This is a genomic window from Niastella yeongjuensis (assembly GCF_900110245.1).
GTDB classification, from domain to species: Bacteria; Bacteroidota; Bacteroidia; order Chitinophagales; family Chitinophagaceae; genus Niastella; species Niastella yeongjuensis.
On the sequence record NZ_FOCZ01000002.1, the window covers coordinates 826,825 to 850,208 of the forward strand.

Sequence of the window (23,384 nt, forward strand, 5' to 3'; positions counted from 1 at the left end):
CCACGAACCTGAAACGTGCAACCTGTAACTGCAATAGATCACCTCATGGTCGACTTCCTTGTAATCAACTTCGACTGTATAACAATACTCTCATCGGGCAATTGAAAATTTTTCTTCTCCAGTTTTTTTAACAGCATGGCAGCTGCTTCGCGGCCTATTTCAAAGGCGGGCTGGGTAATGGTAGAAAGCGAAGGGTTTAACAATGATGCGGTTTGCAGGTTGCTGAAGCTGATTACCTTTACATCTTCGGGAATGTTCAAGCCCAGTGACTCGCACAACTCATAACTGGCAATCGCATAGCGCTCAACGGCAGCAAAAATACCATCGGGTTTTTGTTGTTGTAGCAGTTCCTTAATAAGCGTGGCGTCCTGCTCCTCATTATTGGTGCATTCAATAAGCAGCGATTCATCGGGCGTAAAGCCATTATCCTGCAGTGCCTGTATATATCCTTTCGCCCTTTTATTGCCAATAGACAGGCTTTGGGAAATGGCCAGGTGGGCAATGCGTTTGCAGCCCTGGTCAATTAAATGACTGGTGGCCAGGTAACCGCTTTGGTAATCGTCGGTGGTCACTTTTACCGTGTTGAAGTTTTCACAAACACGATCGAAGAAAACAATGGGCAGGCCTTTATTCTGTAAGTCATGCAAATGCGTATAATCAGTAGTAGTGCTGGAAACTGAAATAAGTACGCCATCGGCCCGGCCGCTGGTTAACAGCCGGGTAAAAGCGAGTTCCCGGTTATAATCTTCATGCGATAAATAAATGATCACATGATAGCCTTTCTCCTGGGCTACCGATTCAATACCATTAATGGCGAGGGTAAAGTAATTATTGGCGATCTCCGGTATAATGACGGCAATTGTCTTACTATTTTGTTTTCGTAAAAAACTGGCATGTGGGTTAGGCTGATAGTTCAGCTCTTTGGCCAGCGCCATCACCCTGTCCTTGGTTTCCTGGCTGATGTCGTAACTATCACGCAATGCCTTCGATACGGTAGCAATTGATAAATTTAAAAGCTGGGCCAGCTTTTTTATGTTCACTGATTCCATGAATGTTCCAACGCTTTGCTTTCATGCATAAATTAGCTAATATTCGTTGAATGGGTGCGATAATTCTTATTATCATTTTACAGGAATTAGGCGCATGAAACCATCCTCGGTTTCTATATCGATTTAGTGTCTTTTTAATACCATAAAACAACTGGTTTCGGTGTTTCCCTCATTCAAGACTTGCTAAAATATTCTCTAACGTTTTAGCCCTAAAATCGAGAAATTGGTGCACAAGGATTTTTGGACGTGACACTGACCGGATTTCACTGGACCTAACAAGGACCTGACAGGGACTTAACAGGGACCAACCAGGGGCCTGAAAGGGATTTTGCCCTTGTTAGGTGCGGGTTAAATCTCAGGTAGACCCTGCCTTAATTGGCTAAAAAGGCGCACTTGTAGTATTGAAATAGTAGCCTAATGGTAGTATAATGGCCTGGGTATCGCCTGGGTATTGCCTGGGTATACTCCGGGATAGTACTACGGCTAAGGCCATCTCGAGGCAATACTCAGGCCATTCCTTCACAATTTCCAGGCAACCTGCCCACAACTGTCCTGCTATTCCCTTAATTCGGTGGGTTCGCTTATCTGGGCGAAAATGACCCCGGCCGGCGGCAGCGGCGCTACAAAAAATATATTGATCAAAATTAATGCGATCAACGTAGTAGGCTCCCCTAACCAGGGCACCTCTACATTGACCTTTGATATTATGAAAGAACAATAAAAAATCAGTAACCTTACACCTGTAATAAAATACAGTTATCATGGACACTGCAGATATTATACAAAGCATAAAAAGCATCGAAGTAGAAAGCCCCACCAACAAGATCATTCAGCAGTTGAAACAATTGATCGTTTCCGGTCAGTTAAAACCGGGCGACCGGTTACCAGCCGAGCGCGTACTGGCAGAAAAACTGGGTGTGGGTAGAAGTTATGTGCGCGAGGCCATTCGAAAGCTGGAGTTTTTCGGCTTGCTGAAAACCTCGCCCCAAAGCGGCACCTATGTATCGGGCTATAGCATAAAAATGATCGAAGGGGTATTGACAGATATCATCAACTTCAATAAAGACGATTTTTCCGCTTTAATAGAAGCCCGGTATTACATGGAGATCAATGCCGCCCGGCTGGCAGCTATGCGTCGTACCGAAGAAGACCTGGTTTTATTACGAAGCGCCGTAGAAGATTATGACAATAAAGTAAACAGCCACCAGGACGCTATTCAGGAAGACATGTTCATTCACCTGCGTATTGCCAATGCCACCAGGAACTCGGTATTTGAAAGCATGCTGTTGATGTTATTGCCTGATATTATCCGCAACATCATAGAAAAAAAGATCTGTGGCGATAACCGCGGTTTAAAGGCCGTGGCCGAACACCATGAAATTCTGCAGGCCATTGCTGATCAGGATGCGGATGCGGCGGCGGCGGCAATGGCGGCGCATCTGGATGATATATTTCGGATTAGCAGGGAGAGGTGAAGTTGATGTAGTTGACACGTTAACCAGGGGATACCGTTTTATTGAAAAAAGGTACCTGGAAAAGCGTGGCGCTGAAAATAGAAACAATAAGAAAACCTATACGGTTTCCATGCAATACAACAACAAACAATCATTTATTACAATAAAATAGGCCTTATGATCCAAAGCAATGAATTTCAGTTTGAGCAAGACATCCCCTGGGAAGATGTAGGCAATGGCATTACCCGACAGATCTTCGGCTATGACGATAAGGTGATGCTGGTTAAGGCAAAATTTGTAACAGGCGGCGTGGGCACTATGCATCAGCATCCGCACTCACAGGTAACCTATGTAGACAGTGGTGTTTTTGAAATGACCATCGGTGATCAAAAAAAGATTATTCGAAAAGGCGATGGTTATTATGTGCCACCAAATGTGTTACATGGCTGCGTGTGTCTGGAAGCGGGGATGCTGATAGATTCGTTCTCGCCCCACCGGGAAGATTTTTTGAAGTAACGGACCAATAGTATTAGAACGATACTTAAACCACTTTAAATGAAAAATACTGCATTGATTTTTGCGGGCTTAATTGCCTGCCTGACTCCGTGCGCCCAGGACCCGGCCAGAAAAGTGACCTCACCAGCCGGTTATATCGCCGGGAAGGAAATGCCGTTGAAGTGGCAGACCTGGTAGTTTACCTGGCCGGTACTGAAAGCAGCTTTATCACCGGTACCAATATCGATATCAAAAGCGGTACCTATTTTTCATAATGGTGTTTAAAAAAGGAAAGGCCGCCTCCCTGTTTTACAAACATGGAAGGCGGCCCTTTCTATTACAGGTAATTAGTTTATATTAAAAATCGTCAATTTTCCTGTAAAGGTGAAATTGGTAGAAGTTGGTTTTCCTGCATTAGGTATATTACCACCGGTATAGGCAGCTGTTGTGGAGGCTGCAAATTTCATAGAAATGTCGCCGGTTGTAGTATTGAAACTATCAACAGTTACATTAAAAGTGAGACCGGCACCACCGTAAGAGCTATTATAATATGCCTCATCACCATAAGGATCCAAATCACTCCATTGTTGTCCACCATCGTAGTTGGTAATAGCCTTGGTAGCTGGATTATAGGTGAATTCTACCCATGCATATTCTTCCCCAAGCACATCACTGAGGCGTTGGATATAAATGTCATAACTACCGTCGCTATTTTTAATCGCCATTTGTGTTTGATAGCCGGTAGACTTGAATTTGTAAACACCGGTAACGGTTCTGGTAGCTCCTGAATTATCCGTGAAAGTGGTAACAGCTGTAATTGGCTCATCAGAACCCAATGAATTGATCACACCTTTCAATTGCTGCTGTAAAGCATCGTGATAGCTTTTCAGTGTGTCGGTTGCAGTTTTTAAAGAGTCGTTTTGATTCTTTAAATCGGTTACCTGGCTTTTCAGGTCATCAATGTCGTCTTTCAATTTTTTGTTACAGGATACCAGAGAAGAACCAATAACGAATACACCGAAAATAATGAGTAACTTTTTCATCTCAATCTTTCTTTTTGAAGTAAAGGGGTTAAATAAATAAATGTCTACGGTAAATTTCTTATAGGGCAATAACAGGCCGTGCAGCTATGTATGCTACAGCGGTTCTTATTAAAAAGGCGATAATGCGGAGCTAACTACTAAGTAATCTGATAAAATGGTGGCTGAAGTACGATGCCATTGTGTAAGAATTGTTTTTCATGGTATTGACTATTAGGGGGGCAGCTATCATTTAATGCTGCATTAATTTCGGGGCAAATATAATAGATCAATGTTGTGGATGCAAGCTCGTTATGCTAAAATGTTGAATACAATGCCTGAAATGCAGCTATAATGCCATGGGGTATAGGAAAGATACTCATTTGGGCGGTAGTAGAACTACAATGTCCTGTTACAGATTGCCCGGTAATGTGCTCAACAAGATAAGCGCAATGGGGATCAGTTTTTCTTCGGTTAGTTCTTTACGTAAAACCTGCAGGGCTTTTCCAATATGTTTCTCTACCGTTTTAACGGAGATGCCCATTTCCTGTGCAATGTCTTTATAGCTCATGCTGCCATAATGGTTCAGCATAAAAGCCTGACGGCATTTTTCAGGAAGGGTATCGATGCTTTCGCGGATGCGGTTCTTTAACTCCCGTTGTTCGTAAGGGAACGATTGTGAAAAGGCAGCCTGTTGCTCATGTTGCAGTATGGCCACATGATGCGTATCGCGCGAAAGCTGATCTCTTAAATACGTGGATACTTTATACTTTACGGCGTTGGTTAAGTAACCAATAATATTCAGGTCGCCCGGCAGTTCATGCCGCCTGGTATATAAACTTACAAATACATCCTGCAGAATATCTTTAACCAGCTCCCGGTCTTTTAAAATGCTATAAGCCTGGTTGGTGAGGGGCAGCACGGTATTGTTATACAACAGTTCAAAAGCTTTTTCATCGCCCTGTCGTATGGCAGTCCATAAATGTGAAGCTGTATGGTTGCTACTTGTAGAGATGTTGGCTGATTTGGCAAGCAAAAGTATCCGCAATATAAAAAATCTCAATATTATCTTATGATGAACATTTGGTAAACTTAAAATGAAATCACATTTTTTATGGGGAAAGGCATGGGGGAAAATTTCGGGTTGTGAGATAATGAATGAAAGCGCCCTGCATGACAAAAGACCGGTTACAATATTTACTCGACAGGTTTCTGACAAATACGGCTACGGAAGAAGAGCTGCAGGAGTATGCTGACTGGTACCGGCAACAGGGGGAAACAGGTGCGCCGTTATTTGGGAACGAAAGCAACGAACCGGCCATTGAATACAAAAGCAGCCTGTTCAGGTCAATAATAAATAATATACAATTGGTTGAATATGAGCAACGGCAAGGGGCTGTTGTCCGGCGGATACGGTTTATAAAAATTGCCGCCGCCGCACTGGTGGTAATTACCGGAACGCTCGTATTATATAATAGCCTTTCAACAAAATCAGCTGCCAGCGCTGCGGGGAAACCAGTGGTGGCACAACTGCCCGTTGTAAATATGGTGATCAAAAAGAACACCAACCCGGGCCAGGATACGCTTACCCTACCCGATAATTCAATAGTACTGTTAGCACCTGGCAGCAGTATCCGCTATCAGGAACACTTTGAAGCCCATGCCCGCAATATACAGTTGCAGGGGCGCGCACTTTTTGAAGTTTCACATGATTCCACCAAACCTTTTACTGTAACCGCCAATGGTTTTGCAACCACCGCGTTGGGTACCCGGTTTATTGTAGATGGTACCCGGCACGTTGTTTCTATCAGGCTGTTAAAAGGAAAAGTAGTAGTGAATGCTACTGCTGATGCAGGCATGGCCTTACAAAAGGTGTATTTAACACCGGGGCAGGAATTGCGGATCAACACGGCTACCAAACATTTTGACAGAATAAATACCGGAAGCAAACAACTGTCCAACAGGATGACCGATGGCGATAATGGCGTTGCGCTTTCCTTTGAAAAAACGAGCCTGGCTGTGGTTTTCGAACGGCTAAGCAAATACTATAAAACCCCCATCCTATACGATAAAGCTGAAGTACAAGGCTTGTCGTTCACGGGCGATTTTGGTCCGGCTGATGAACTGGACCTGGCGCTTAAAGTGATCTGCAACATTAACCACTTGTCATTCAAAAAAGAGCAGGATCGTATTGTAATTAGTAAACAGTAAAAATCTAACAGTTATTATCAAGGCAAACTATCCGCCAGCTGGCGGACAGGCAGCCTATTGCACAAAACCGAAATTATACAAATGAAAACAAGCACGAAATGGTTGAGATGGGTTGTATACCTGGGACTGGTGGTCCTGGCTATACCAGCCTTCGCCCAGCAATCCGCGAGAATAACGGGTATCGTACTCGATGAAAGCGGAGACCCCGTAGCCGGTTCCATCGTATCAGTGAACCCAAGCGGAACTACGGATACCATACGCACGTATACCGACAAGAACGGAAATTTTGCCCTGCAAAACTTAAAAGCCGGTAACAAATACGACGTACTGGTGAAAAGTTTTGGGTACAAGGATTTTATTAAGCGTTCATTTGTGGTTACTCAAACCGATAACAACAGTTTATTCGTTCGTATGGCGCCTACTTCAAATATTCTGGATGAAGTGGTGGTCTCTTATGGAACGCAGCGCCGGTCCATGGTAACGGGTGCTGTGGCACAACTGAAATCAGATCAGTTACAGGATATGCCGGTATCCCAGTTTGCACAACAGTTGCAGGGAAAGATAGCGGGTGTTCAGGTCAATCAGTTCAGCGGTCAGCCGGGCCGGGGCATCGGGTTTGTTGTACGAAGCTCAGCCTCCTTTTACAGCAGCAATCAGCCGCTGTTTGTGGTAGACGGTATGCCGGTGACCGGTAGTATCAATAATATCAATCCATCGGAAATAGAGAGCTACAGCTTTTTGAAAGACGCTTCTGCCACTGCTCTGTACGGTTCAAGAGCCGCCAACGGCGTGGTGCTCATTACCACCCGCCATGCCAAAGCAGGCAATTCCAGTGTGGAAGTGTCTTCTTATTATGCGGTTCAAAAAATACCCAATGAGCGGATACCCAAAATGATGAATGCAAGGGAGTTTGCTACATTCATGAAGCAACGTGGAGAAGATGGCCTGAAATATGAACCGGGTTATAAAATAACAGCAGACTATCACGCCGCCTACGACAACCCTGATCAATACGGAGAAGGCACCAACTGGTTCAAGTTGTTGACACGCACAGCCCCTATGAGCAATGTCGATGTGGTTATGCAGTCGGCCCGTGAGCATTCTTCTTCCTTATTCATGGTTGGCTACCAGGAGCAGCAGGGGGTTATCATAAACAACGGGACTAAATTATTCTCGGCGCGTTTCAATCATGATATCTCGGTAATAAATAACAAATTGAAAATGGGTGTGAACCTGGCACCCAGTTACCGCATAGATCATAACAACCGGTTAGGTACCGATGGGGTGGGTGGTTATTTCGAACGCTTTTTCGAAGCAAGCCCGCTGATATCACCCTATAATCCTGACGGCACCTACGTACGCAATGTGGCATCGCCCGGTATGGTGGCCTATATCAACCCACTGGCTACCTATAACCTTACCAATGATGATTATTATACTACCCGGTTACTCGGTAATGCCTACCTGAACCTGGAGGTTATTGACGGTTTGTTTATTAAAACAAATGTGGGTATAGACAAGGGTGGAGAAACAAGAAAATATTTTCAACCCGGGTTGGTGACAGCTACGGCAAACCAGACAACCGGTACCAGCGAGGCGGTAGACAATTATTCCTGGACGGCAGAGGCCAACCTCGAGTATAAAAAAACCATTGCCAAAGACCATAACATAGAAGCGCTGGTAGGTTATTCAGCACAAAAATTCAACACCTACAGCAACACCCTTAACGGAACAGGTTATGCCCTGGACGATATTCCTTATTTGAACCAGGCTACAAGCTTTACATCCGGTACGGGCAGTTTCAGCTCGGCATACTCTTTATTATCTACAATTGGCCGGTTGAACTATAACTACAAAAAGAAATACCTGCTTTCAGCAGCCATCCGGCGCGACGGGTCGTCGAAATTCGGCACCGACAACCAATGGGGTAATTTCCCCTCTGTATCGGCCGGCTGGGTAGTCAGCAATGAGCCTTTCATGAATGCTATACCGGCTATTAACTTCCTGAAAATACGGGCAAGCTATGGTTTAACCGGTAACAATTTCTTTGGCGCCTACGATCCCCAGGCTACCTTCGCCACCTATTATAACGATTTCAATAACACGATAACACCGGGTTTGGCCATGAACAGGGTAGGTAACCCCTTGTTGGGCTGGGAGCGCAATAAGCAACTCGATATCGGGTTTGATATATATCTTTTCAATAACCGCGTGAACTTTACCTACGACTATTACCGGAAGATCACCGATGGCCTCATTCAACAACGCGCACTTCCCACTTCTTCTGGTTTTACCCAGATCATTTCGAATGTGGGCGCGCTTAAGATGTGGGGACATGAATTCACGGTTAACACCACTAACCTGGAAGGCAAAAAGTTGAAATGGAATACCACGCTCGTTGTATCAGTAGACAGGAACCTCATCACCAACCTGGTTGACCCTGGCTACATCCGCCGGAATAATACCGTTTCGAGTGACTATTACCGCCAGCAGGTGGGCCATCACCTGGGTGAGTTTTACGGGTTCGTATTTGAGGGCTTGTATAAAGATGCGGGCGACCTGGCCAAATCTCCCAAATACCAGGTTACAGCAGGCAATCCCAATGGTAATTCCGACATAGGTACCATAAAGGTAAAAGACATCAACGACGATGGTGTCATCGATGATGTGAACGACCGCACTTTCATTGGCAATCCTACTCCGAAATTCACCGGTGGTTTGGTGAACCGTTTTTCCTACGGTCATTTCGATCTGAACATAGATATGACCTATTCAGTAGGGGGTAAAATACTGAATGCGGCCAAATGGGCTTATCAAACCAATATGGATGGCAGCCGTGTTCCCCTGGCTGCAGCGTTGGATTACTGGCGTTCAGAAGAGCAGCCCGGATCTGGCATGTATCCCCGCACCAAGACCAATACTACAGCCATGGGAAGACAAGTGAATTCCCAATGGATAGAGAATGGTTCCTACCTGGCACTGAAGAATATTGCATTGGGTTATACCATTCCATTGAAAAACGTTCCCTGGTTGAACAACTGCCGGGTATATGCCTCCGTACAGCAGGCTTATATCTTCACAAAATACACGGGTATGAACCCCGAGGTGAATGTGGGTGGTTCCGATCAGACTGCGGGTGTGGGTATGGACGAAAATGCTTATCCTATTCCAAGAACTTTTTCCATGGGTATAAACCTGTCTATTAAATAAATCTTTCAAATCAGGTATAATGAAAAGAATTGAGCTTATTATCACCGGCTTTTTACTGATGGGAGCTACAGCCTGTAAAAAGGATTTTATAGAGCAAACTCCCGTTGATGCTTATACAGTCAATAATTTTTATAAAACAGAGGCCCAGTTTCAGTCGGCCATCGTGGCGGCGTATGCCCCGTTGCGCGATGTGCTGGTGAACGATTATTTTACTTCTGAAATGCATTCAGACAATACCATTTATCAGCCTTATGCTGACCAGGGTACGGCCTATTCGCAAAGAAGAAATATCGCAGACTTCACCAATACCTCTACCAACGCGTATGCGAACGCAACGTGGCAGCACAGCTATACAGGCATCAGCCGCTGCAATACCATTATAGAAAGCCTTCCTTTTCTGGAAACTATCTCCTCCGATTCGGTACGCAAGAGCATAGACGGACAGGCCAAATTCCTGCGCGCACTTAATTATTATAAGCTGGTGCAACTGTACGGAGCGGTTCCCCTGTTCCTGAAAGTGATCACCAAAGCGGATGATGCCTTTATTCCCAGAACAGCTGTAGACACTGTTTACCAGCAGATCATTGCCGATGCAAAAGATGCGATCGATGAACTGGCCCTTCCAAAATTCGCGCCACCAGGCACTGCTACTAAAGGAGCAGCCACCATGTTACTCGCCGATGTGTATTCCCAGCAAAAGCGCTGGAGCGAAGTGGAAGCCTTGTTGAACACCCTGCCGGCTATGGGATATAGCTTGTATGCCAATTATGGCGACGCTTTTCTGCCTGCCAATAACACGGGTAAAGAATCGATTTTCGCCATCCAGTTCTTTGGTGGTACTGCTACGGGTACTACACCTAATGCTACCACGCTGCATTTTATTCCCCGCAGTAAAAATACCGGATTACTCACTGGTATCGACAAACTGGATAATACCGGTTCGGGTGGCTGGAACACACCTTCCAGCGACCTCATCGCAGCTTATGAACCTAACGACGCACGCCTTGACTCCTCGATCGGCATCATAGAGGGTACCTACGACGGAAGTTATTATATGACCTATTCAGCCGTTAAAAGCATTGTGAACTATAAACCTGCTGCCGGGAAGATCGGTATCCCTTACATAAAGAAATACCTGCATTCACCTTTGCCGGCCAGTACAGGCTCCAGTGATGATTTCCCTATTTACCGTTATTCAGAAGCATTATTGCTGCTGGCTGAAGCGTTGAATGAGCAGGGTAAGTCAGCCGATGCATTGGTACCTTTGAATAAGGTGAGAACAAGGGCCGGAATTACAACCACTACCACTACCGACCAGGCGCAACTGAGAAACATCATCTGGCACGAACGCCGGGTAGAGCTGGCATTTGAAAATCATCGTTGGGAAGACCTGCTGCGCTCCGGAAAAACCAATGCCCTGGCCGTGATCAATGCGTTTGGCGTAAAGATCAGACAGGAAGTGAGCTATCTGCCAACTGACAGCCATGTGGTGAACGAACACAATCTTTTATTCCCGATACCACAAGGTGATTTGGACCTGAATAAGCTCTTAGAACCCAACCCGTAATTGAAAACGTGTGATGATACAGAGAAAATATAATCCGCTGGCAGCTATGCTGTCGTTACTATTGTTCCCTATGTTGATATGGGCACAGGAACGCCCTGCGAAATACATTGTGTTGATCACCATCGATGGATTGCGTCCCGAGTTTTATCTGGACCCTTCCTGGGGTATGGTGAACCTGCGTCATTTGATGTCAGAAGGCGTGGCCGCAAAGGGAGTAAATCCGGTGTTCCCATCCGTTACCTATCCCGATCATACAACGATCATTACCGGCGTTACTCCGGCCAAACATGGCATTTACTTCAATGCGCCGTTTCGTCCGCGTGGCGAAGCCGGGCAGTCGTACGTATACTACGATTCCATTAAAACGGAAACCTTGTTCGGGGCCATGAAAAAAGCCGGCCGCACAACTGCAGACATTATCTGGCCTGTAACGGTACATGCGCCCATCGACTACAATGTACCCGATATTGCCCAGCCGGGATCAAAAGACAGGCGCGGCATCACGGCAGACAATGTATACCCTGCGGATCTTTGGAAAACTTTGCAGGATAGTGCCGTTGGACAGTTGGACGCATTGGACTGGAATATGTTCGATGATGAATTGGGCATGGATGAGAATATTGGCCGCATGGGTGCTTATCTTATCAAAAAACACAAACCGGGCCTTACAGCCATTCACTTTGCCGCCGCCGATCATTACCAGCATGAGTATGGGCGCGATGGGTATGGGGTCAGGGCTGCAGTAGCAGGCATTGACAGAGGTATAAAAACCGTTCTGGAAGCCATTCGCCGGGCCGGTATTAAAGACAGTACTGCCATCATTGTTACCGGTGATCATGGGTTTGAAAATGTGTACCGCAATTTGCAACCGAATGTGCTGCTGAAACAACATGGTATACTTACTGATGTGCGCAACGACCAATGGCGCGCCCAGTTTTACCAGCAGGGCGGCTGTACCTTTCTGGTTTTGAAAGATCCGAATGATCAGCAAACGCTGTCTGCAGTGCAATCGTTATTGAAAGGGCTGTCCGACTCGTTAAAGCAATATTTTAAAGTGATTGACAAAAGTACTTTAGAGAAAAAAGGCGCTTTCCCGGGCGCGGTGCTTGCTTTAACAGGACTTAAAGGAACAGGCTTTGGCAGCAAACAGGATGGCAATCTCATGGATGTACTACCAGTAGTGAAAGGTAACCACGGTTTCTTTCCCGACCATAAAGAGATCCAGACCGGTTTTGTAGCTGTTGGTCCGGGCCTTAAGGCTGGTGTAGTGTTGCCGGAGATGAACCTCGTGGATATTTGTCCGTTGATCATTCACCTCACCGGTATACCGTTCAAGTCCATGGAAGGGAAGTTGTATCAGGAGATGTTTAGGTAGAGTTGATGGGGTTGACAGGTTAACATGTTGACAGGTTAACACGTTGACAGGTTGATAGGGTTGATGGAGTTGATAAAAGGTAACCTGATAAATATATGGCAATAGAGGCCAGAAGTAGGATCTCCTATTTCTGGCCTCTGTTTTTTGCAAGCCTCTTTCATGTCTGTCTTTGCCTTGTCAACCTGTTAACATGTCAACTCTACCCTGACTTTCATCATTTATCTCCTCAATTGAAAACCCCCTATATTTGCGTTGTATTCTTAAGGAGATAACGAATCAACTGCTTATATATGGGTTATGATAAAAAGATGCTATGTATTATAGCATGTTCATTATCGGCTATTAGTAGTGGGGCCCAGGAAAAACAGCCTGACGTACCAGACACCAGCCGCAAAGTACATGTGCTACAGGAGATTGTAATCTCTGCTTCCCGTTTACAGGAAAAACAACTCACAGCCCCGGTGAGCATTTCGAAACTGAGCAACTCGCAGATACAACAAAGCGCCGCACCCGGCTTTTTTGATGCCATTGGCAGTATGAAAGGCGTGCATATGATTGTCCCCAGTATGGGATTCAAGATCATCAATACCCGTGGTTTTTCAAATACTACGAATGTGCGCTTTGTACAAATGATCGATAATATAGATAACCAGACCCCGCATATAGGTGCCCCCATTGCAAATGCATTGTCACCCGGCGACCTCGATATCGATCATGTGGAAATGATCCAGGGTGTGGCATCGGCGTTATATGGCATGAATGCCACCAACGGGCTGGTGAATTTTACAACGAAAGATCCATTTACAACGCAGGGGTTTAGCATACAACAACAAGTGGCGGTGAACCATGTAAACGATCCCAACGATGTATCGGCCAGGTTGTACAATGAAACCAACCTGCGCTGGGCCAGGGTAATAGGAAAAAAATGGGCCTTTAAAATAAATGCGGGTTACAACCGTGGGTACGACTGGGTAGCCGACAACCGGAATGACCTGTTTCCCAACGGCAATGCCACAACCAATTTAATGGGTGCCGATAACCCGGCCTATGATGCCGTGAATGGTTATGGGAACGAATCATCGAACCGAAAAACATTGACACTTGCCGGAAAGAATTATGTAGTGGCGCGCACCGGTTATTACGAACGCGATGTAGCCGACTATAACCTGCAAAACGTAAAGGGGGATGTATCGCTTTATTTCCGGCCTACAGAGAATGCACAGCTTTCTTATACCTACCGCACCGCTTTTCTGAATAATACGTATCAACGGTCGAACCGCTTTCGCTTACAGGATTATTTATTGCAACAGCACATTGTTCAATTTAAAAATTCCCTGGTGCAGGCGCGTGCTTACATTACTTCAGAAAATACCGGGCACTCCTATAACCTGCGCTCGATGGCAGAAACGATGGACCTGAATTTTAAAGACAATAACAAATGGTTTGCGGACTATACCAGTGCATTTAATACTGCATACGCCGCAAAAGGAGATGTATCTGCAGCCCTCCATGCTGCGCGCGATGCCGCTGATGCCGGCCGGCTGCAACCCGGCACTGATGCCTTTAAAGACAAGCTGAAACAATTACAGGAGATCAATAACTGGGATATAGGCGCCGCCTTAAAAGTAAAAGCCCACCTGGTGCATACGGAAGGTTCCTTTGACCTGGGAAAATTATTGCATACCGGTTTCAACCTGCAGGTAGGCGCTGATTTCAGGGATTATATCATTGTACCTGACGGCAATTATTTTATCAATCCAACCGACTCCGGACATAATTTAAACTATACGAGCTACGGCTTTTTTGTGCAGGCCTCAAAAAGGTTCCTGCACGATAAACTGCAGTTGAGCGCTGTATTGCGTGGAACCGGTTACGAGTACTTCAATTTAAAATGGAACCCCCGCCTTACTGCAGTATATGAGTTAACACGCAACGGCTTTGTACGCTTCTCGTATCAGAACGGCTATCGTTTCCCCAGCATTTTTGAAGGGTTCTCCAATATCAACAGTGGAGGCGTGAAAAGGGTAGGCGGGTTGAAAGTGATGTCGAACGGCGTTTTTGAAAACACCTGGTTAAAAAGTTCCATCGATGAATTTACCGCCGCGGTCAATAAAGATGTAAATACCCAGGGACTGACACAGACGGCTGCCATCGAGAAAAACAAGGGAATTTTACAGCATAACACCTATACGTATCTACAACCGGAACAAATGCACTCCTTTGAAGTGGGCTACCGGTCTATTCTGCTCAATGGCCGTTTTTCTGTAGATATAGATTTTTACTACAATTTCTATTCGAACTTTATTGCCCAGATAGAAGGCAGTGTACCCAATACCACCGACAGCGCCCAGATGCCGGCCTACCTGTATGATAAAAACAAGCAGGCCCGCTATCGCTTGTGGACCAATTCAAAAACCATTGTTCATAATTATGGTACCGAGATCGATCTGCTGTACCTGATCGACAACCATTATTCATTATTCGGGAATGCCAGCTATAAAACCCTGAAAAGAACAAACACCAACGACGGATTAGAAGATGGCTTCAATACGCCTAAGTGGATGGTGAATGCCGGCATTCGGGCAACAAATGTGTACAAGAACCTGGGCTTTTCTTTATCGGGCAGGTACCAAAGCAATTTTTATTACCAGTCGTTTTTGGTAAATGGAAATGTGCCGGCTGTTTTCAATGCCGATGCCATGGTGCAGTATACCTTTAACAAACCCGCAATTACCGTTAAAGTGGGTGCCGGCAATTTCCTGAACCATTATTACTACTCCATTTTGGGTGGGCCACAGATAGGTGGGTTTTATTATACTACACTTACCTATACTTTAAAATGATTAATTGTGATGAAGAGGCTGTTATAAGTTCCAGGTTGCAGGTTTCAGGGAAAACCTTGAAACTTGTAACCTGAAACTGCAGCTGGATTGTTTTTAGGAATACCAATTGCATACATTTGGTAAAAAAAGTATGGTCTTCCCCATCGGAGATGACAATAGAGACAGGAAAACTTTTCCTGTGATCAACTACCTGCTGATTGCGCTTAACATTTTTGTATATATCTATTACCAGCGCTTTGGCCAGAACTACGAGTTCACCCTGGGGTATGCGGCAGTGCCCGGTGAAATATTAACTGGTCATGATATTGTTACCAAGGCATTGGTGGAAAGAGACCCGCTTTCCGGTAATTTGATTGAAACGCCGGGCTTACAGCCTACCAATATTCCCACTTTTTTAACCCTGTTCACCTCTATGTTTATGCATGGCGGACTGGCCCACCTGGCCGGTAACATGTTATACTTATGGATCTTTGGTGATAATGTAGAAGATGCCCTGGGACATATAAAATACCTGTTCTTTTATTTGCTGTGCGGAATGCTGGCCGGGTTGAGCCATGTGATCGCTACGCTGGTATTCGGGCAAAACCTGTTGATCCCCAGTCTGGGCGCTTCGGGCGCTATCTCGGCCGTATTAGCGGCTTATATGCGGTTGTTCCCCGGCAAGGCCGTTCATCTCCTGCTATTCCTTTTTATCATTCCTGTTCCCGCTTTTATTGCCGTAGGGGTTTGGTTTGTCTTCCAGGTTGTAAACGGGCTGGGTGCCCTGGGCGGACAGGATGCCGGTGGCATTGCCTATGCTGCGCATATCGGCGGGTTTATATTTGGGTTGTTGTTGGTGGGCTGGTTTGGGTCCGCGTATATCAGGAAGAAAAGAGTGGCGAAGGCGACGAGACGGAGGTTTGTCTAGCCGAAGCAGGAGGTAAGAAGATCCTGAAACTTTTTACCTCCTGCTTCTTACTTCGTCTTCTTTACTTTTCGAAAACAACTGAATCTGCAGAGGCGCCTAATTTCTCCAATATAGCATTTATATCTGCAATCATCTTATCAGGCCCGCACACATAAAAATGTTTACTGAAATCGGTAACGTGTTTGCGCAGGTAGTCTTCATCGATCTTGCCATTTTCATATCCATCCTTCTGCTCGCGGCTAAGAATATTGATGGCATCGCTGCCGAGGATATTCTTAAACTCTTCTTCATAAATAACATCAGCCGCAGTTTTATTTGAAAAGAAAAGGGTATTGCCTTTAGTTTGATTATCGCGGTGTAATTGTCTGAGGATGGCAATGAAAGGTGTAATGCCGGCGCCCCCTGCTATAAAATAACCAGGTCCTTTGTACGCAATGGCACCCCACACATCGTGCAGGATCAATTCATCGCCGGGCACCAGTTGATGGACCTGATTGGTAACGCCGTTGTGATCGGCATAACGCTTTATAGTAAACTCAAGCGTGGGCTCATTGTTCAATGAAGTAAAAGTAAAGGGCCTGCGTTCATCTTTCCAGCCTTCTTTATTGACAGCTATTTCAGTAGCCTGACCCGGTGTAAACACATAACCTTCCGGTTTCTCTATGCGAAAACTTTTAACATCATGGGTTACCTGTTTGATGGTCTTTATTTTTACAATATGCGATTCCATAACTGCTTGCTTTTTAATTAATATTAAAAGCAATCTACAGATTATATACATTTTGCCCAAATCATTCCCCAGTGCGAAGTTTATATTTTTCAATGGGTTATGTTATGCGTAAAGCGGAAAGAAGGAGATGGTATTTCGTTTGCAAATAACCGTATTTCTAATGCAGCGAAAATAGCAAGTGGTGGTATGAATGAACGTTGTGATAAATTTGGTAACAGTAACTTCATTTTTTGGTTACACGGGTATGGGGCATAGTTATGACGATCAATTATAATGTTAACAAATAAAATGAGAAAGAATAGATGCTGTAATTATCTGGTCAAGTAAATTTGCCGCATCAATGTACCCTTCTACTTCTTCTGCATTGATGATCATCGCAATCAATCCCTGTTACACAAAGAGCACGCCTACACTATTCTCATAGCCCCACACCCTAAACTGTTATTGTTGCAGTTGCAAGCAGCAATCAAGCCCTTATTGCCATTACCATATATTATTTAGCTGTAACGCTGTTATGGCCGGGTAATCTATTCCTTAATCTTTAAAATAAACAGTATCGTATGAAAATGAAATTTACTTTGCTATTTACCTGGTTACTGGCAATAGCTGTTGCTGGCGTGCAGCAGGCTACAGCCCAGCTTTCCCGGCTTACTGCTAACGGGTCAAAAATTGTCAATGCTTCCGGCCAGGAAGTATTGCTGAAAGGAGTGGGCCTGGGTGGCTGGTTGCTGCAGGAAGGGTATATGATAAACCCCGGCACAGGCGGAACCCAATGGTCATTTAAAAAGAGCTTATACGATCAGGGTGTATCCGAAGCCGATGTAGAAACTTTTTATCAGAACTGGCGCGATAACTTCATTACAAAAGCCGACATCGACTATATCGCATCACTGGGTTTCAATTGCGTGCGACTCCCTATGCACTATGAATTATTTCTTACCAATGCGCAACGTTCCGTACGAAACAATGTAGCACGCAATTCAGGTAATTATAATAATTATGTGAACAGCCTAACCAGCTGGTATAATGGCAATACGCTGTTTACCGATCCTAACCTGGAAGGTTTCCGGATCATTGATAATATCCTGAGCTGGTGCGCTGCCAATAACATGTATGTGATCCTCGACCTGCATGCTGCACCTGGTGCCCAGGGTACAGATGCTAATATTTCCGATGCCCTCGTGGGAAATGATCTGTGGAACAAAGCGATCTATCGCGACATCACCGTTCGCCTGTGGCAGAAGATCAGTGCCCGCTACATCAATGATGACCGCGTAGCGTTTTACGACCTGATCAATGAACCCAATAATGTGCCCTCAAACCCGCCTATTCATGATCTGTTTGAAAGACTGATCAATGCAGTGAGGGCCCAGGGCGATAATCACATGCTGATGATTGAAGGAAACGGCTGGGGCAATAACTATGATTATATGGAGCCCTGGACATTCAGCAACAGAACCAACCTGATCTACAATGCCCACCGGTACTGGCTCACCAATTCTACCACTGAAACGGATGGCAACCCTAACCAGATCAACAAGATCGCCAATATGGTGAACTTCCGTAACACCTATAATGTTCCGGTATGGGTGGGTGAAACCGGTGAGAACAACAACGACTGGTTAAGAGAAAATATCGCTGCGCTGAATTCAAAAGGTATTGGCTGGTGTCATTGGACTTACAAACGTTTTGACTGGGGAGAGAATGCGGCCCTGATGCATATGAATGCGCCTTTTCTTACCGATGGTGCCTGGACTATGAGCACCGTGCTTAACAATATCAAATTTGCCAATTGTGTTCGCAACAATGGAACCATTGCGGCAGTAGCTCCGGGCACTGCGCCAAACAATCCTTCCGGCAAAGCACCTGTTGGTCAAACTATTTGGCTGCAGGGAAATAACGGCATGTTCGTAAGTTCTGAGAATGGAACACAGGCTATGAATTGCAACCGTCCTGCGCCACAGGGTTGGGAACAGTTTTATGTAGGCGATGCGGGAGGCGGAAAAATAACCCTGCAAAGCATGGGTAAATATGTATCATCAGAAAATGGTGCACAGGCGATGACCTGTAACCGCCCTGCGCCACAGGGTTGGGAACAGTTCGACTGGTTCGATAATGGTGATGGTACTATCTCTTTGCGCGGCAACAATGGGATGTTCGTGTCTTCAGAGAACGGGGAAAAACCAATGAATTGTAACCGGCCTACTATCGATGGTTGGGAGAAGTTCAGATTTGGCAGTGTATCCGGGGCCAGACTGACCACTGTAGAAACACAAAGTGTTGTTGCTGCCAGGGTGGTTGGTTCGGTATATCCAAACCCTGTACGCCGCGGTGCTTTGTATACGATCACTGTAGATAAATACAATGCAAATGCCCCGGTACATGTTACGATAATGGATCTTTCAGGAAAGGCGATTGCCACCTACAATGCAGGCAAAGCCACTGTAACTATCCCTGCTGCTAAAGTTGCCGGTGTATACCTGGTAAAGATCAGCAACGGTAGCAATAATTACACGCAAAAGTTAATCGTTCAATAATACAGGCTGCCCTCAAAGCCATGCCCTCAAAGCGAGAATTATAAGAAGTTGGTGTGAGTTAGAATCGTGTGCGCCCTTGTGTATTAGCTTTCCTGGAATGCAAATTCCGGGGAAGCTTTTTCTTTGCCCGCCGAAGCCTTGGCGTAGGAGGGTTACCATACCAATGGTTGTGGTTCATTCTTCCAGAATATTACCCTGAACTCTTCGTAGTGCTTGCCGTTGCCGATGGTGTGATTGTCGCGCTGGCCTTCATTGAGTTTCAGTTTATGGATCATGCCTGAGCAGGAAGCAACCCATAAGGTTTTTTCATCTTCAGAAAGTGTCATGCTGGTAATGGTAGAACCTACAAAATAATGCCAGCACTTTTTTCCTTCCTGATCGAATGCCTGGATGTGACCGGCGGCATCGCCAAAGATGTAAAGTTCCGAGGTGGCTACCGCAGCATACACCCGGCAATTTTTATCGATAATGGTTTGACTGGTTAAACCCGGATATAGATTGGTAAATGAGGCAGTGGGTACGCTGATGGTAACCCCATCGTATAAATGACAGGAGTTCAGTAATATTTTTTGCCCGTCTTTAGAGAACAATGCATAATGCGGAAATGATGACTGCGGGGCGATGGTGGCCAGGTGATGCCCAAAGCGGTTTAGGAGGCGGTGAGCGGAAGTTTGGTCGCCTACGGCAATTAAATCATTGTCATACGACAGGGCGGCATGCTCCATGTCTATATAGGAGCTCCATTCCTGATCCTGCGGATCGGGAACGGGATGTATCAGGGTGTGCCCACTGGTGGTGAGCAGGTAGATGCCTTCTGAAGAGATGAGCAATACAGATAAGCCGTCGTTAAAGGGAATGAGTTGTGAAATGGGCAAGGTGGCAACAGGAGGTAATTTGAATTCTGCAATTCTTCTGCCTTCCCAGTTCTTATGGGTTGTTATAGAATTGGTTTTTGCAATGGCGTAAATATTGTTCTGGTGCGAACGGCCAATTGCCTGTATGGAATCGGATAACTTTTCAATGTTCCTGTTGGTGAGTACATAGGCCCTTCGTTTTTCGTAAGCAGAACCTATAATAAATGCGATCGTATTGTCATTTATGTAACAAAGGTTTTCTATGTTTTGCCCCTGTTCCTGAATGATATTTAAAAAAGGGGCATGTGCAGGTGGATAAGATGCCCTGAAATTATCGATAGTGCCTTCCCTGTTGGCCTTTTTTAAAAGAGATAATACTTCCAGCGCCAGTTCGCTGCGGCTATCTGCAGGCTCCTGTCCCTTCCAGTTATGCAAACCATGTTCCTCAACAAATGCCAGCTGCGCATTTATCTCCGTTGCATATGAACTTCCCTGTATGTTCCACTCTGTCTGCAATAAATAAATATTATTATCTGCTGGATTCATGCAGCCGATTACTTTTTTTTATTTCCCAAAATGTGACTTCCACCATGTATGACGATCATGATTGATTAAAGTTGCAAACCGTAAAACTATAACAAGATTTTAGAACCTATAATAATAACTTAATAAGCGTGTTGTTTTGGTCGATAAGTGTGCAATTTTAGCCAATAACCGTGCAGCGTGAGTGGCACTGAGTGAACACTTTTTTGTATTTTGGTAATGTTAATTTAAATCAACTTGTCATGGCTTACGATATAAAACTGGCAGACAGAATACGGGAATACCTTGTGCAATTTCCCAAATTAAAGATCGAAGAAAAACAAATGTTCAGGGGGCTTACATTTATGGTGAATGGCAAAATGTGTGTCAGCGTAAGCGGTGAAAACCTGATGTGCCGGTTTGATCCTGCTTTGCAGGACGAGGTGGCTGAGAAAAACGGCTTTCAACCCATGATCATGAAAGGCAGAGAATACAAAGGTTATTGCTATATCCATCCCGAAGGGTTCAAGTCAAAAAAAGATTTTGAGTACTGGGTTGGTTTGTGTGTAAGCTTTAATGAAAAAGCAAAATCATCGAAGAGGGGAAAGAAATAATATAAATCAATTTTTTATTTTAGCTTCGAACGATAAAACCAAACTGGCTCGTATTGTTGTCATACAATGCCCTATATAATGAAAAAGAGTTACTGCAAAATATTGCACAGGGCGATGAAAGGGCCTTTTTTTCTTTTTATGACCATTACTCCGCTTTGCTCAGGCCATTCCTTTTTAAATACACCCGCGTTGAAAGTGACGTAGAAGAAATTGTGCAAGAAACATTTATAAAAATATGGGTGAACCGCGACGACCTTGCAACAATTGAAAATGTAAAGGCCTGGGTGTTTAAAATTGCCTCCCGCACGTATTTGAATTATCTTAAAAAAGCAATCCGCGAAAAAAAGCGCAACCTCATAGCCGGTTCCGGTACTGCTGTTGAAACGGTTACTCCTTTTGAACGCACCTCAGTAGGGGAGATCAGTGCCGCCATCAAACAGGCCATCGGTAAACTTTCCGAACAAAAAAAACGGGTGTATGCAATGAGCCGCGAACAGGGACTGATGCCCATGGAAATAGCTGAAAAGCTGGGTATACCGGTAGGAACGGTGAAAAATCAACTCTCGGCTGCCCTGAAGGAGATCAGGGAACATTTAATTGCCTCCGGGCATGGTCCCGTACTGATCATTTACACTTTAATAAAGATTTTTTAAATAAATGTTCATTTTGGTCGTGACGTTCGTTTCGCGGCGTTGTCTTATTATCCCCGGAAGAAGACGACGCCTGAAACGATGCCGAAGGGGCCAGACTTTCAATGTACATGAATATGGAAACAACAAGGTTACAATTTCTTATGCAACAGTTTGCTGCCGACCGGTTATCAGAACCGGAGTTGGAGGAATTGCAATCATTGTTGGAAGTGCCCGACCAGGACCAATTAATAAGGGTGTTGGATGCATGGATAGATCAGGAAAGTGATCAGGCAGTAGGGGTAAGCCGGGAAACAGTTATAACGACATTTAACCGGGTAATAGAGGTAGACAAAGAAAATAATACCCCCAATATCAGCAGACGGCCTGTACACCGGATCAATTTTATGCGTCGCTGGGGCTGGGCCGCAGCCGCTGTCTTGTTGATAGGGTTTGCAGGTGTTTTTTATCTTTTGAAAAATACTATTCACACTGATACCGCTCACAATACCGTTCAACCCGGGCCGGCAGATGTGCCGCCCGGTAAAAACGGTGCTGTATTGACCCTGGCTGATGGCAGGCAGGTAGTGCTCGACAGCCTTGGCAAAGGCCTGATCACTTCGCAAAATGGAACAAAAGTGATACTCGACGAAGGCAGGCTTTCCTATGATGCAACGGGATCAAACAAAGGCGGGATGATCTATAATACGGTGAGTACACCCAAAGGAAGACAATTCCAGATCACCCTGCCCGATGGCACAAAAGTATGGCTCAATGCAGCCAGCTCAATACATTATCCTACACAGTTTACTGGAGATCAACGCCTGGTTGCAATAACCGGCGAGGTATATTTTGAAGTAACGAAGAACGCACGCATGCCTTTTAAGGTGAATATAGACGAACGTTGTGAAGTGGAAGTGCTGGGTACCCATTTCAATATAAAGGCTTATAAAGATGAATCAGTAATTAAAACAACCTTACTGGAAGGGAAGGTGAAAGTCGGCAACCGGTCCCTGCCAGGCACGGGAGCAATCGGTAGTAATCAATCGGCAGTTCTTAAACCAGGAGAGCAGGCTATAGCTACTGATCACTCACCACTCACCATTGACCATTCACCTGATCTGGACAACGTGATGGCCTGGAAAAACGGGTTGTTCAATTTTGAAGGAATGCAGTTGCGCGAAGTAATGCAACAACTTGAACGCTGGTATGATATAGAGGTGGTGTATGAAGGGAAAGTTCCGGATGTGAAGTTTTATGGAGAATTAAGCAGGGGGTTAAATTTGTCAGGAATAATAAACGCATTAAAAGACTCAGGAATACGTTTTCGCATAGATGGGAATAGATTGATTGTACTGCCTTAGATAC

19 protein-coding genes are annotated in these 23,384 nt (G+C 45.1%); 14 read left to right on the forward strand and 5 right to left on the reverse strand.

Going from position 1 to position 23,384, the window contains the following annotated elements; translation table 11 throughout:
• Nucleotides 1-38: 38 nt before the first annotated feature.
• Nucleotides 39-1,049, reverse strand: a complete 1,011-nt coding sequence (locus BMX95_RS08035) for a LacI family DNA-binding transcriptional regulator (RefSeq protein WP_081201651.1) — start codon at nt 1,047-1,049, stop codon at nt 39-41.
• Between the two features lie 595 nt (nt 1,050-1,644).
• Between BMX95_RS08035 and BMX95_RS35650 the strand changes: the two genes are divergently transcribed.
• From BMX95_RS35650 to BMX95_RS34445, 4 genes are all read left to right on the forward strand, one after another.
• Nucleotides 1,645-1,770, forward strand: a complete 126-nt coding sequence (locus tag BMX95_RS35650) for a hypothetical protein (RefSeq protein WP_280517374.1) — start codon at nt 1,645-1,647, stop codon at nt 1,768-1,770.
• Between the two features lie 40 nt (nt 1,771-1,810).
• Nucleotides 1,811-2,524 carry a FadR/GntR family transcriptional regulator gene (locus BMX95_RS08040; protein WP_081201653.1) on the forward strand — a complete coding sequence of 238 codons (714 nt, stop codon included), beginning with the start codon at nt 1,811-1,813 and terminating at the stop codon, nt 2,522-2,524.
• A gap of 156 nt (nt 2,525-2,680) precedes the next feature.
• Complete coding sequence (locus tag BMX95_RS08045; RefSeq protein WP_081201655.1) at nt 2,681-3,019, forward strand: cupin domain-containing protein; 339 nt, start codon at nt 2,681-2,683, stop codon at nt 3,017-3,019.
• Between the two features lie 89 nt (nt 3,020-3,108).
• Nucleotides 3,109-3,273: a hypothetical protein gene (locus BMX95_RS34445; RefSeq protein WP_207631607.1), complete on the forward strand. Its 165-nt coding sequence runs from the start codon at nt 3,109-3,111 to the stop codon at nt 3,271-3,273.
• 72 nt (nt 3,274-3,345) lie between these two features.
• On the opposite strand, the gene BMX95_RS08050 is transcribed toward BMX95_RS34445, so the two are convergent.
• Nucleotides 3,346-4,041 (reverse strand): hypothetical protein, encoded by a 696-nt coding sequence (locus BMX95_RS08050; protein WP_133053961.1) that lies wholly within the window; start codon nt 4,039-4,041, stop codon nt 3,346-3,348.
• Nucleotides 4,042-4,429: 388 nt separating this feature from the next.
• Nucleotides 4,430-5,053 carry an RNA polymerase sigma-70 factor gene (locus BMX95_RS08055; protein WP_165758975.1) on the reverse strand — a complete coding sequence of 208 codons (624 nt, stop codon included), beginning with the start codon at nt 5,051-5,053 and terminating at the stop codon, nt 4,430-4,432.
• A 137-nt stretch (nt 5,054-5,190) separates the two neighbouring features.
• Here BMX95_RS08055 and BMX95_RS08060 point away from each other — a divergent pair, with 137 nt between their 5' ends.
• The 6 genes from BMX95_RS08060 to BMX95_RS08085 all read left to right on the forward strand — a co-directional run bounded on the left by BMX95_RS08060 (nt 5,191) and on the right by BMX95_RS08085 (nt 16,130).
• Nucleotides 5,191-6,228, forward strand: a complete 1,038-nt coding sequence (locus tag BMX95_RS08060) for a FecR family protein (protein ID WP_165758976.1) — start codon at nt 5,191-5,193, stop codon at nt 6,226-6,228.
• An 81-nt stretch (nt 6,229-6,309) separates the two neighbouring features.
• Nucleotides 6,310-9,438: a SusC/RagA family TonB-linked outer membrane protein gene (locus BMX95_RS08065; RefSeq protein WP_081201663.1), complete on the forward strand. Its 3,129-nt coding sequence runs from the start codon at nt 6,310-6,312 to the stop codon at nt 9,436-9,438.
• 19 nt (nt 9,439-9,457) lie between these two features.
• Nucleotides 9,458-11,005, forward strand: coding sequence for a RagB/SusD family nutrient uptake outer membrane protein (locus BMX95_RS08070; protein ID WP_081201665.1), 1,548 nt, complete (start codon nt 9,458-9,460; stop codon nt 11,003-11,005).
• 13 nt (nt 11,006-11,018) lie between these two features.
• Complete coding sequence (locus BMX95_RS08075; RefSeq protein ID WP_081201667.1) at nt 11,019-12,380, forward strand: alkaline phosphatase family protein; 1,362 nt, start codon at nt 11,019-11,021, stop codon at nt 12,378-12,380.
• A 290-nt stretch (nt 12,381-12,670) separates the two neighbouring features.
• The gene (locus BMX95_RS08080; protein WP_081201669.1) at nt 12,671-15,223 is read left to right on the forward strand and encodes a TonB-dependent receptor; all 2,553 of its coding nucleotides are present in this window, start codon (nt 12,671-12,673) and stop codon (nt 15,221-15,223) included.
• A gap of 130 nt (nt 15,224-15,353) precedes the next feature.
• Nucleotides 15,354-16,130 (forward strand): rhomboid family intramembrane serine protease, encoded by a 777-nt coding sequence (locus BMX95_RS08085; protein WP_081201828.1) that lies wholly within the window; start codon nt 15,354-15,356, stop codon nt 16,128-16,130.
• Between the two features lie 61 nt (nt 16,131-16,191).
• Here BMX95_RS08085 and BMX95_RS08090 read toward each other — a convergent pair whose 3' ends face one another.
• Complete coding sequence (locus BMX95_RS08090) at nt 16,192-16,860, reverse strand: ferredoxin reductase domain-containing protein (RefSeq protein WP_081201671.1); 669 nt, start codon at nt 16,858-16,860, stop codon at nt 16,192-16,194.
• Between the two features lie 560 nt (nt 16,861-17,420).
• Here BMX95_RS08090 and BMX95_RS34910 point away from each other — a divergent pair.
• A complete protein-coding gene (locus BMX95_RS34910; protein WP_165758977.1) occupies nt 17,421-19,397 on the forward strand; it encodes a cellulase family glycosylhydrolase in 1,977 nt (658 codons plus the stop codon).
• 152 nt (nt 19,398-19,549) lie between these two features.
• Here BMX95_RS34910 and BMX95_RS08105 read toward each other — a convergent pair whose 3' ends face one another.
• The gene (locus tag BMX95_RS08105) at nt 19,550-20,797 is read right to left on the reverse strand and encodes a hypothetical protein (protein WP_081201673.1); all 1,248 of its coding nucleotides are present in this window, start codon (nt 20,795-20,797) and stop codon (nt 19,550-19,552) included.
• Nucleotides 20,798-21,036: 239 nt separating this feature from the next.
• Between BMX95_RS08105 and BMX95_RS08110 the strand changes: the two genes are divergently transcribed.
• From BMX95_RS08110 to BMX95_RS08120, 3 genes are all read left to right on the forward strand, one after another.
• Nucleotides 21,037-21,387 carry a TfoX/Sxy family protein gene (locus tag BMX95_RS08110; RefSeq protein WP_081201675.1) on the forward strand — a complete coding sequence of 117 codons (351 nt, stop codon included), beginning with the start codon at nt 21,037-21,039 and terminating at the stop codon, nt 21,385-21,387.
• A 53-nt stretch (nt 21,388-21,440) separates the two neighbouring features.
• A complete protein-coding gene (locus BMX95_RS08115; RefSeq protein ID WP_165758978.1) occupies nt 21,441-22,040 on the forward strand; it encodes an RNA polymerase sigma factor in 600 nt (199 codons plus the stop codon).
• Nucleotides 22,041-22,153: 113 nt separating this feature from the next.
• A complete protein-coding gene (locus tag BMX95_RS08120) occupies nt 22,154-23,380 on the forward strand; it encodes a FecR family protein (RefSeq protein WP_165758979.1) in 1,227 nt (408 codons plus the stop codon).
• The last annotated feature ends 4 nt before the right edge of the window (nt 23,381-23,384 follow it).

Coding starts and splice junctions, on each gene's coding strand:
- BMX95_RS35650 (WP_280517374.1), top strand. CDS start 1,645: ATGACCCCGGCCGGCGGCAGCGGCGCTACAAAAAATATATTGATCAAA.
- BMX95_RS08060 (WP_165758976.1), top strand. CDS start 5,191: ATGACAAAAGACCGGTTACAATATTTACTCGACAGGTTTCTGACAAAT.
- BMX95_RS08075 (WP_081201667.1), top strand. CDS start 11,019: ATGATACAGAGAAAATATAATCCGCTGGCAGCTATGCTGTCGTTACTA.
- BMX95_RS08080 (WP_081201669.1), top strand. CDS start 12,671: ATGGGTTATGATAAAAAGATGCTATGTATTATAGCATGTTCATTATCG.
- BMX95_RS08110 (WP_081201675.1), top strand. CDS start 21,037: ATGGCTTACGATATAAAACTGGCAGACAGAATACGGGAATACCTTGTG.
- BMX95_RS08040 (WP_081201653.1), top strand. CDS start 1,811: ATGGACACTGCAGATATTATACAAAGCATAAAAAGCATCGAAGTAGAA.
- BMX95_RS34910 (WP_165758977.1), top strand. CDS start 17,421: ATGAAAATGAAATTTACTTTGCTATTTACCTGGTTACTGGCAATAGCT.
- BMX95_RS08090 (WP_081201671.1), bottom strand. CDS start 16,860: ATGGAATCGCATATTGTAAAAATAAAGACCATCAAACAGGTAACCCAT.
- BMX95_RS08050 (WP_133053961.1), bottom strand. CDS start 4,041: ATGAAAAAGTTACTCATTATTTTCGGTGTATTCGTTATTGGTTCTTCT.
- BMX95_RS08105 (WP_081201673.1), bottom strand. CDS start 20,797: ATGAATCCAGCAGATAATAATATTTATTTATTGCAGACAGAGTGGAAC.
- BMX95_RS08070 (WP_081201665.1), top strand. CDS start 9,458: ATGAAAAGAATTGAGCTTATTATCACCGGCTTTTTACTGATGGGAGCT.
- BMX95_RS08085 (WP_081201828.1), top strand. CDS start 15,354: ATGGTCTTCCCCATCGGAGATGACAATAGAGACAGGAAAACTTTTCCT.
- BMX95_RS08120 (WP_165758979.1), top strand. CDS start 22,154: ATGGAAACAACAAGGTTACAATTTCTTATGCAACAGTTTGCTGCCGAC.
- BMX95_RS08065 (WP_081201663.1), top strand. CDS start 6,310: ATGAAAACAAGCACGAAATGGTTGAGATGGGTTGTATACCTGGGACTG.
- BMX95_RS08035 (WP_081201651.1), bottom strand. CDS start 1,049: ATGGAATCAGTGAACATAAAAAAGCTGGCCCAGCTTTTAAATTTATCA.
- BMX95_RS08045 (WP_081201655.1), top strand. CDS start 2,681: ATGATCCAAAGCAATGAATTTCAGTTTGAGCAAGACATCCCCTGGGAA.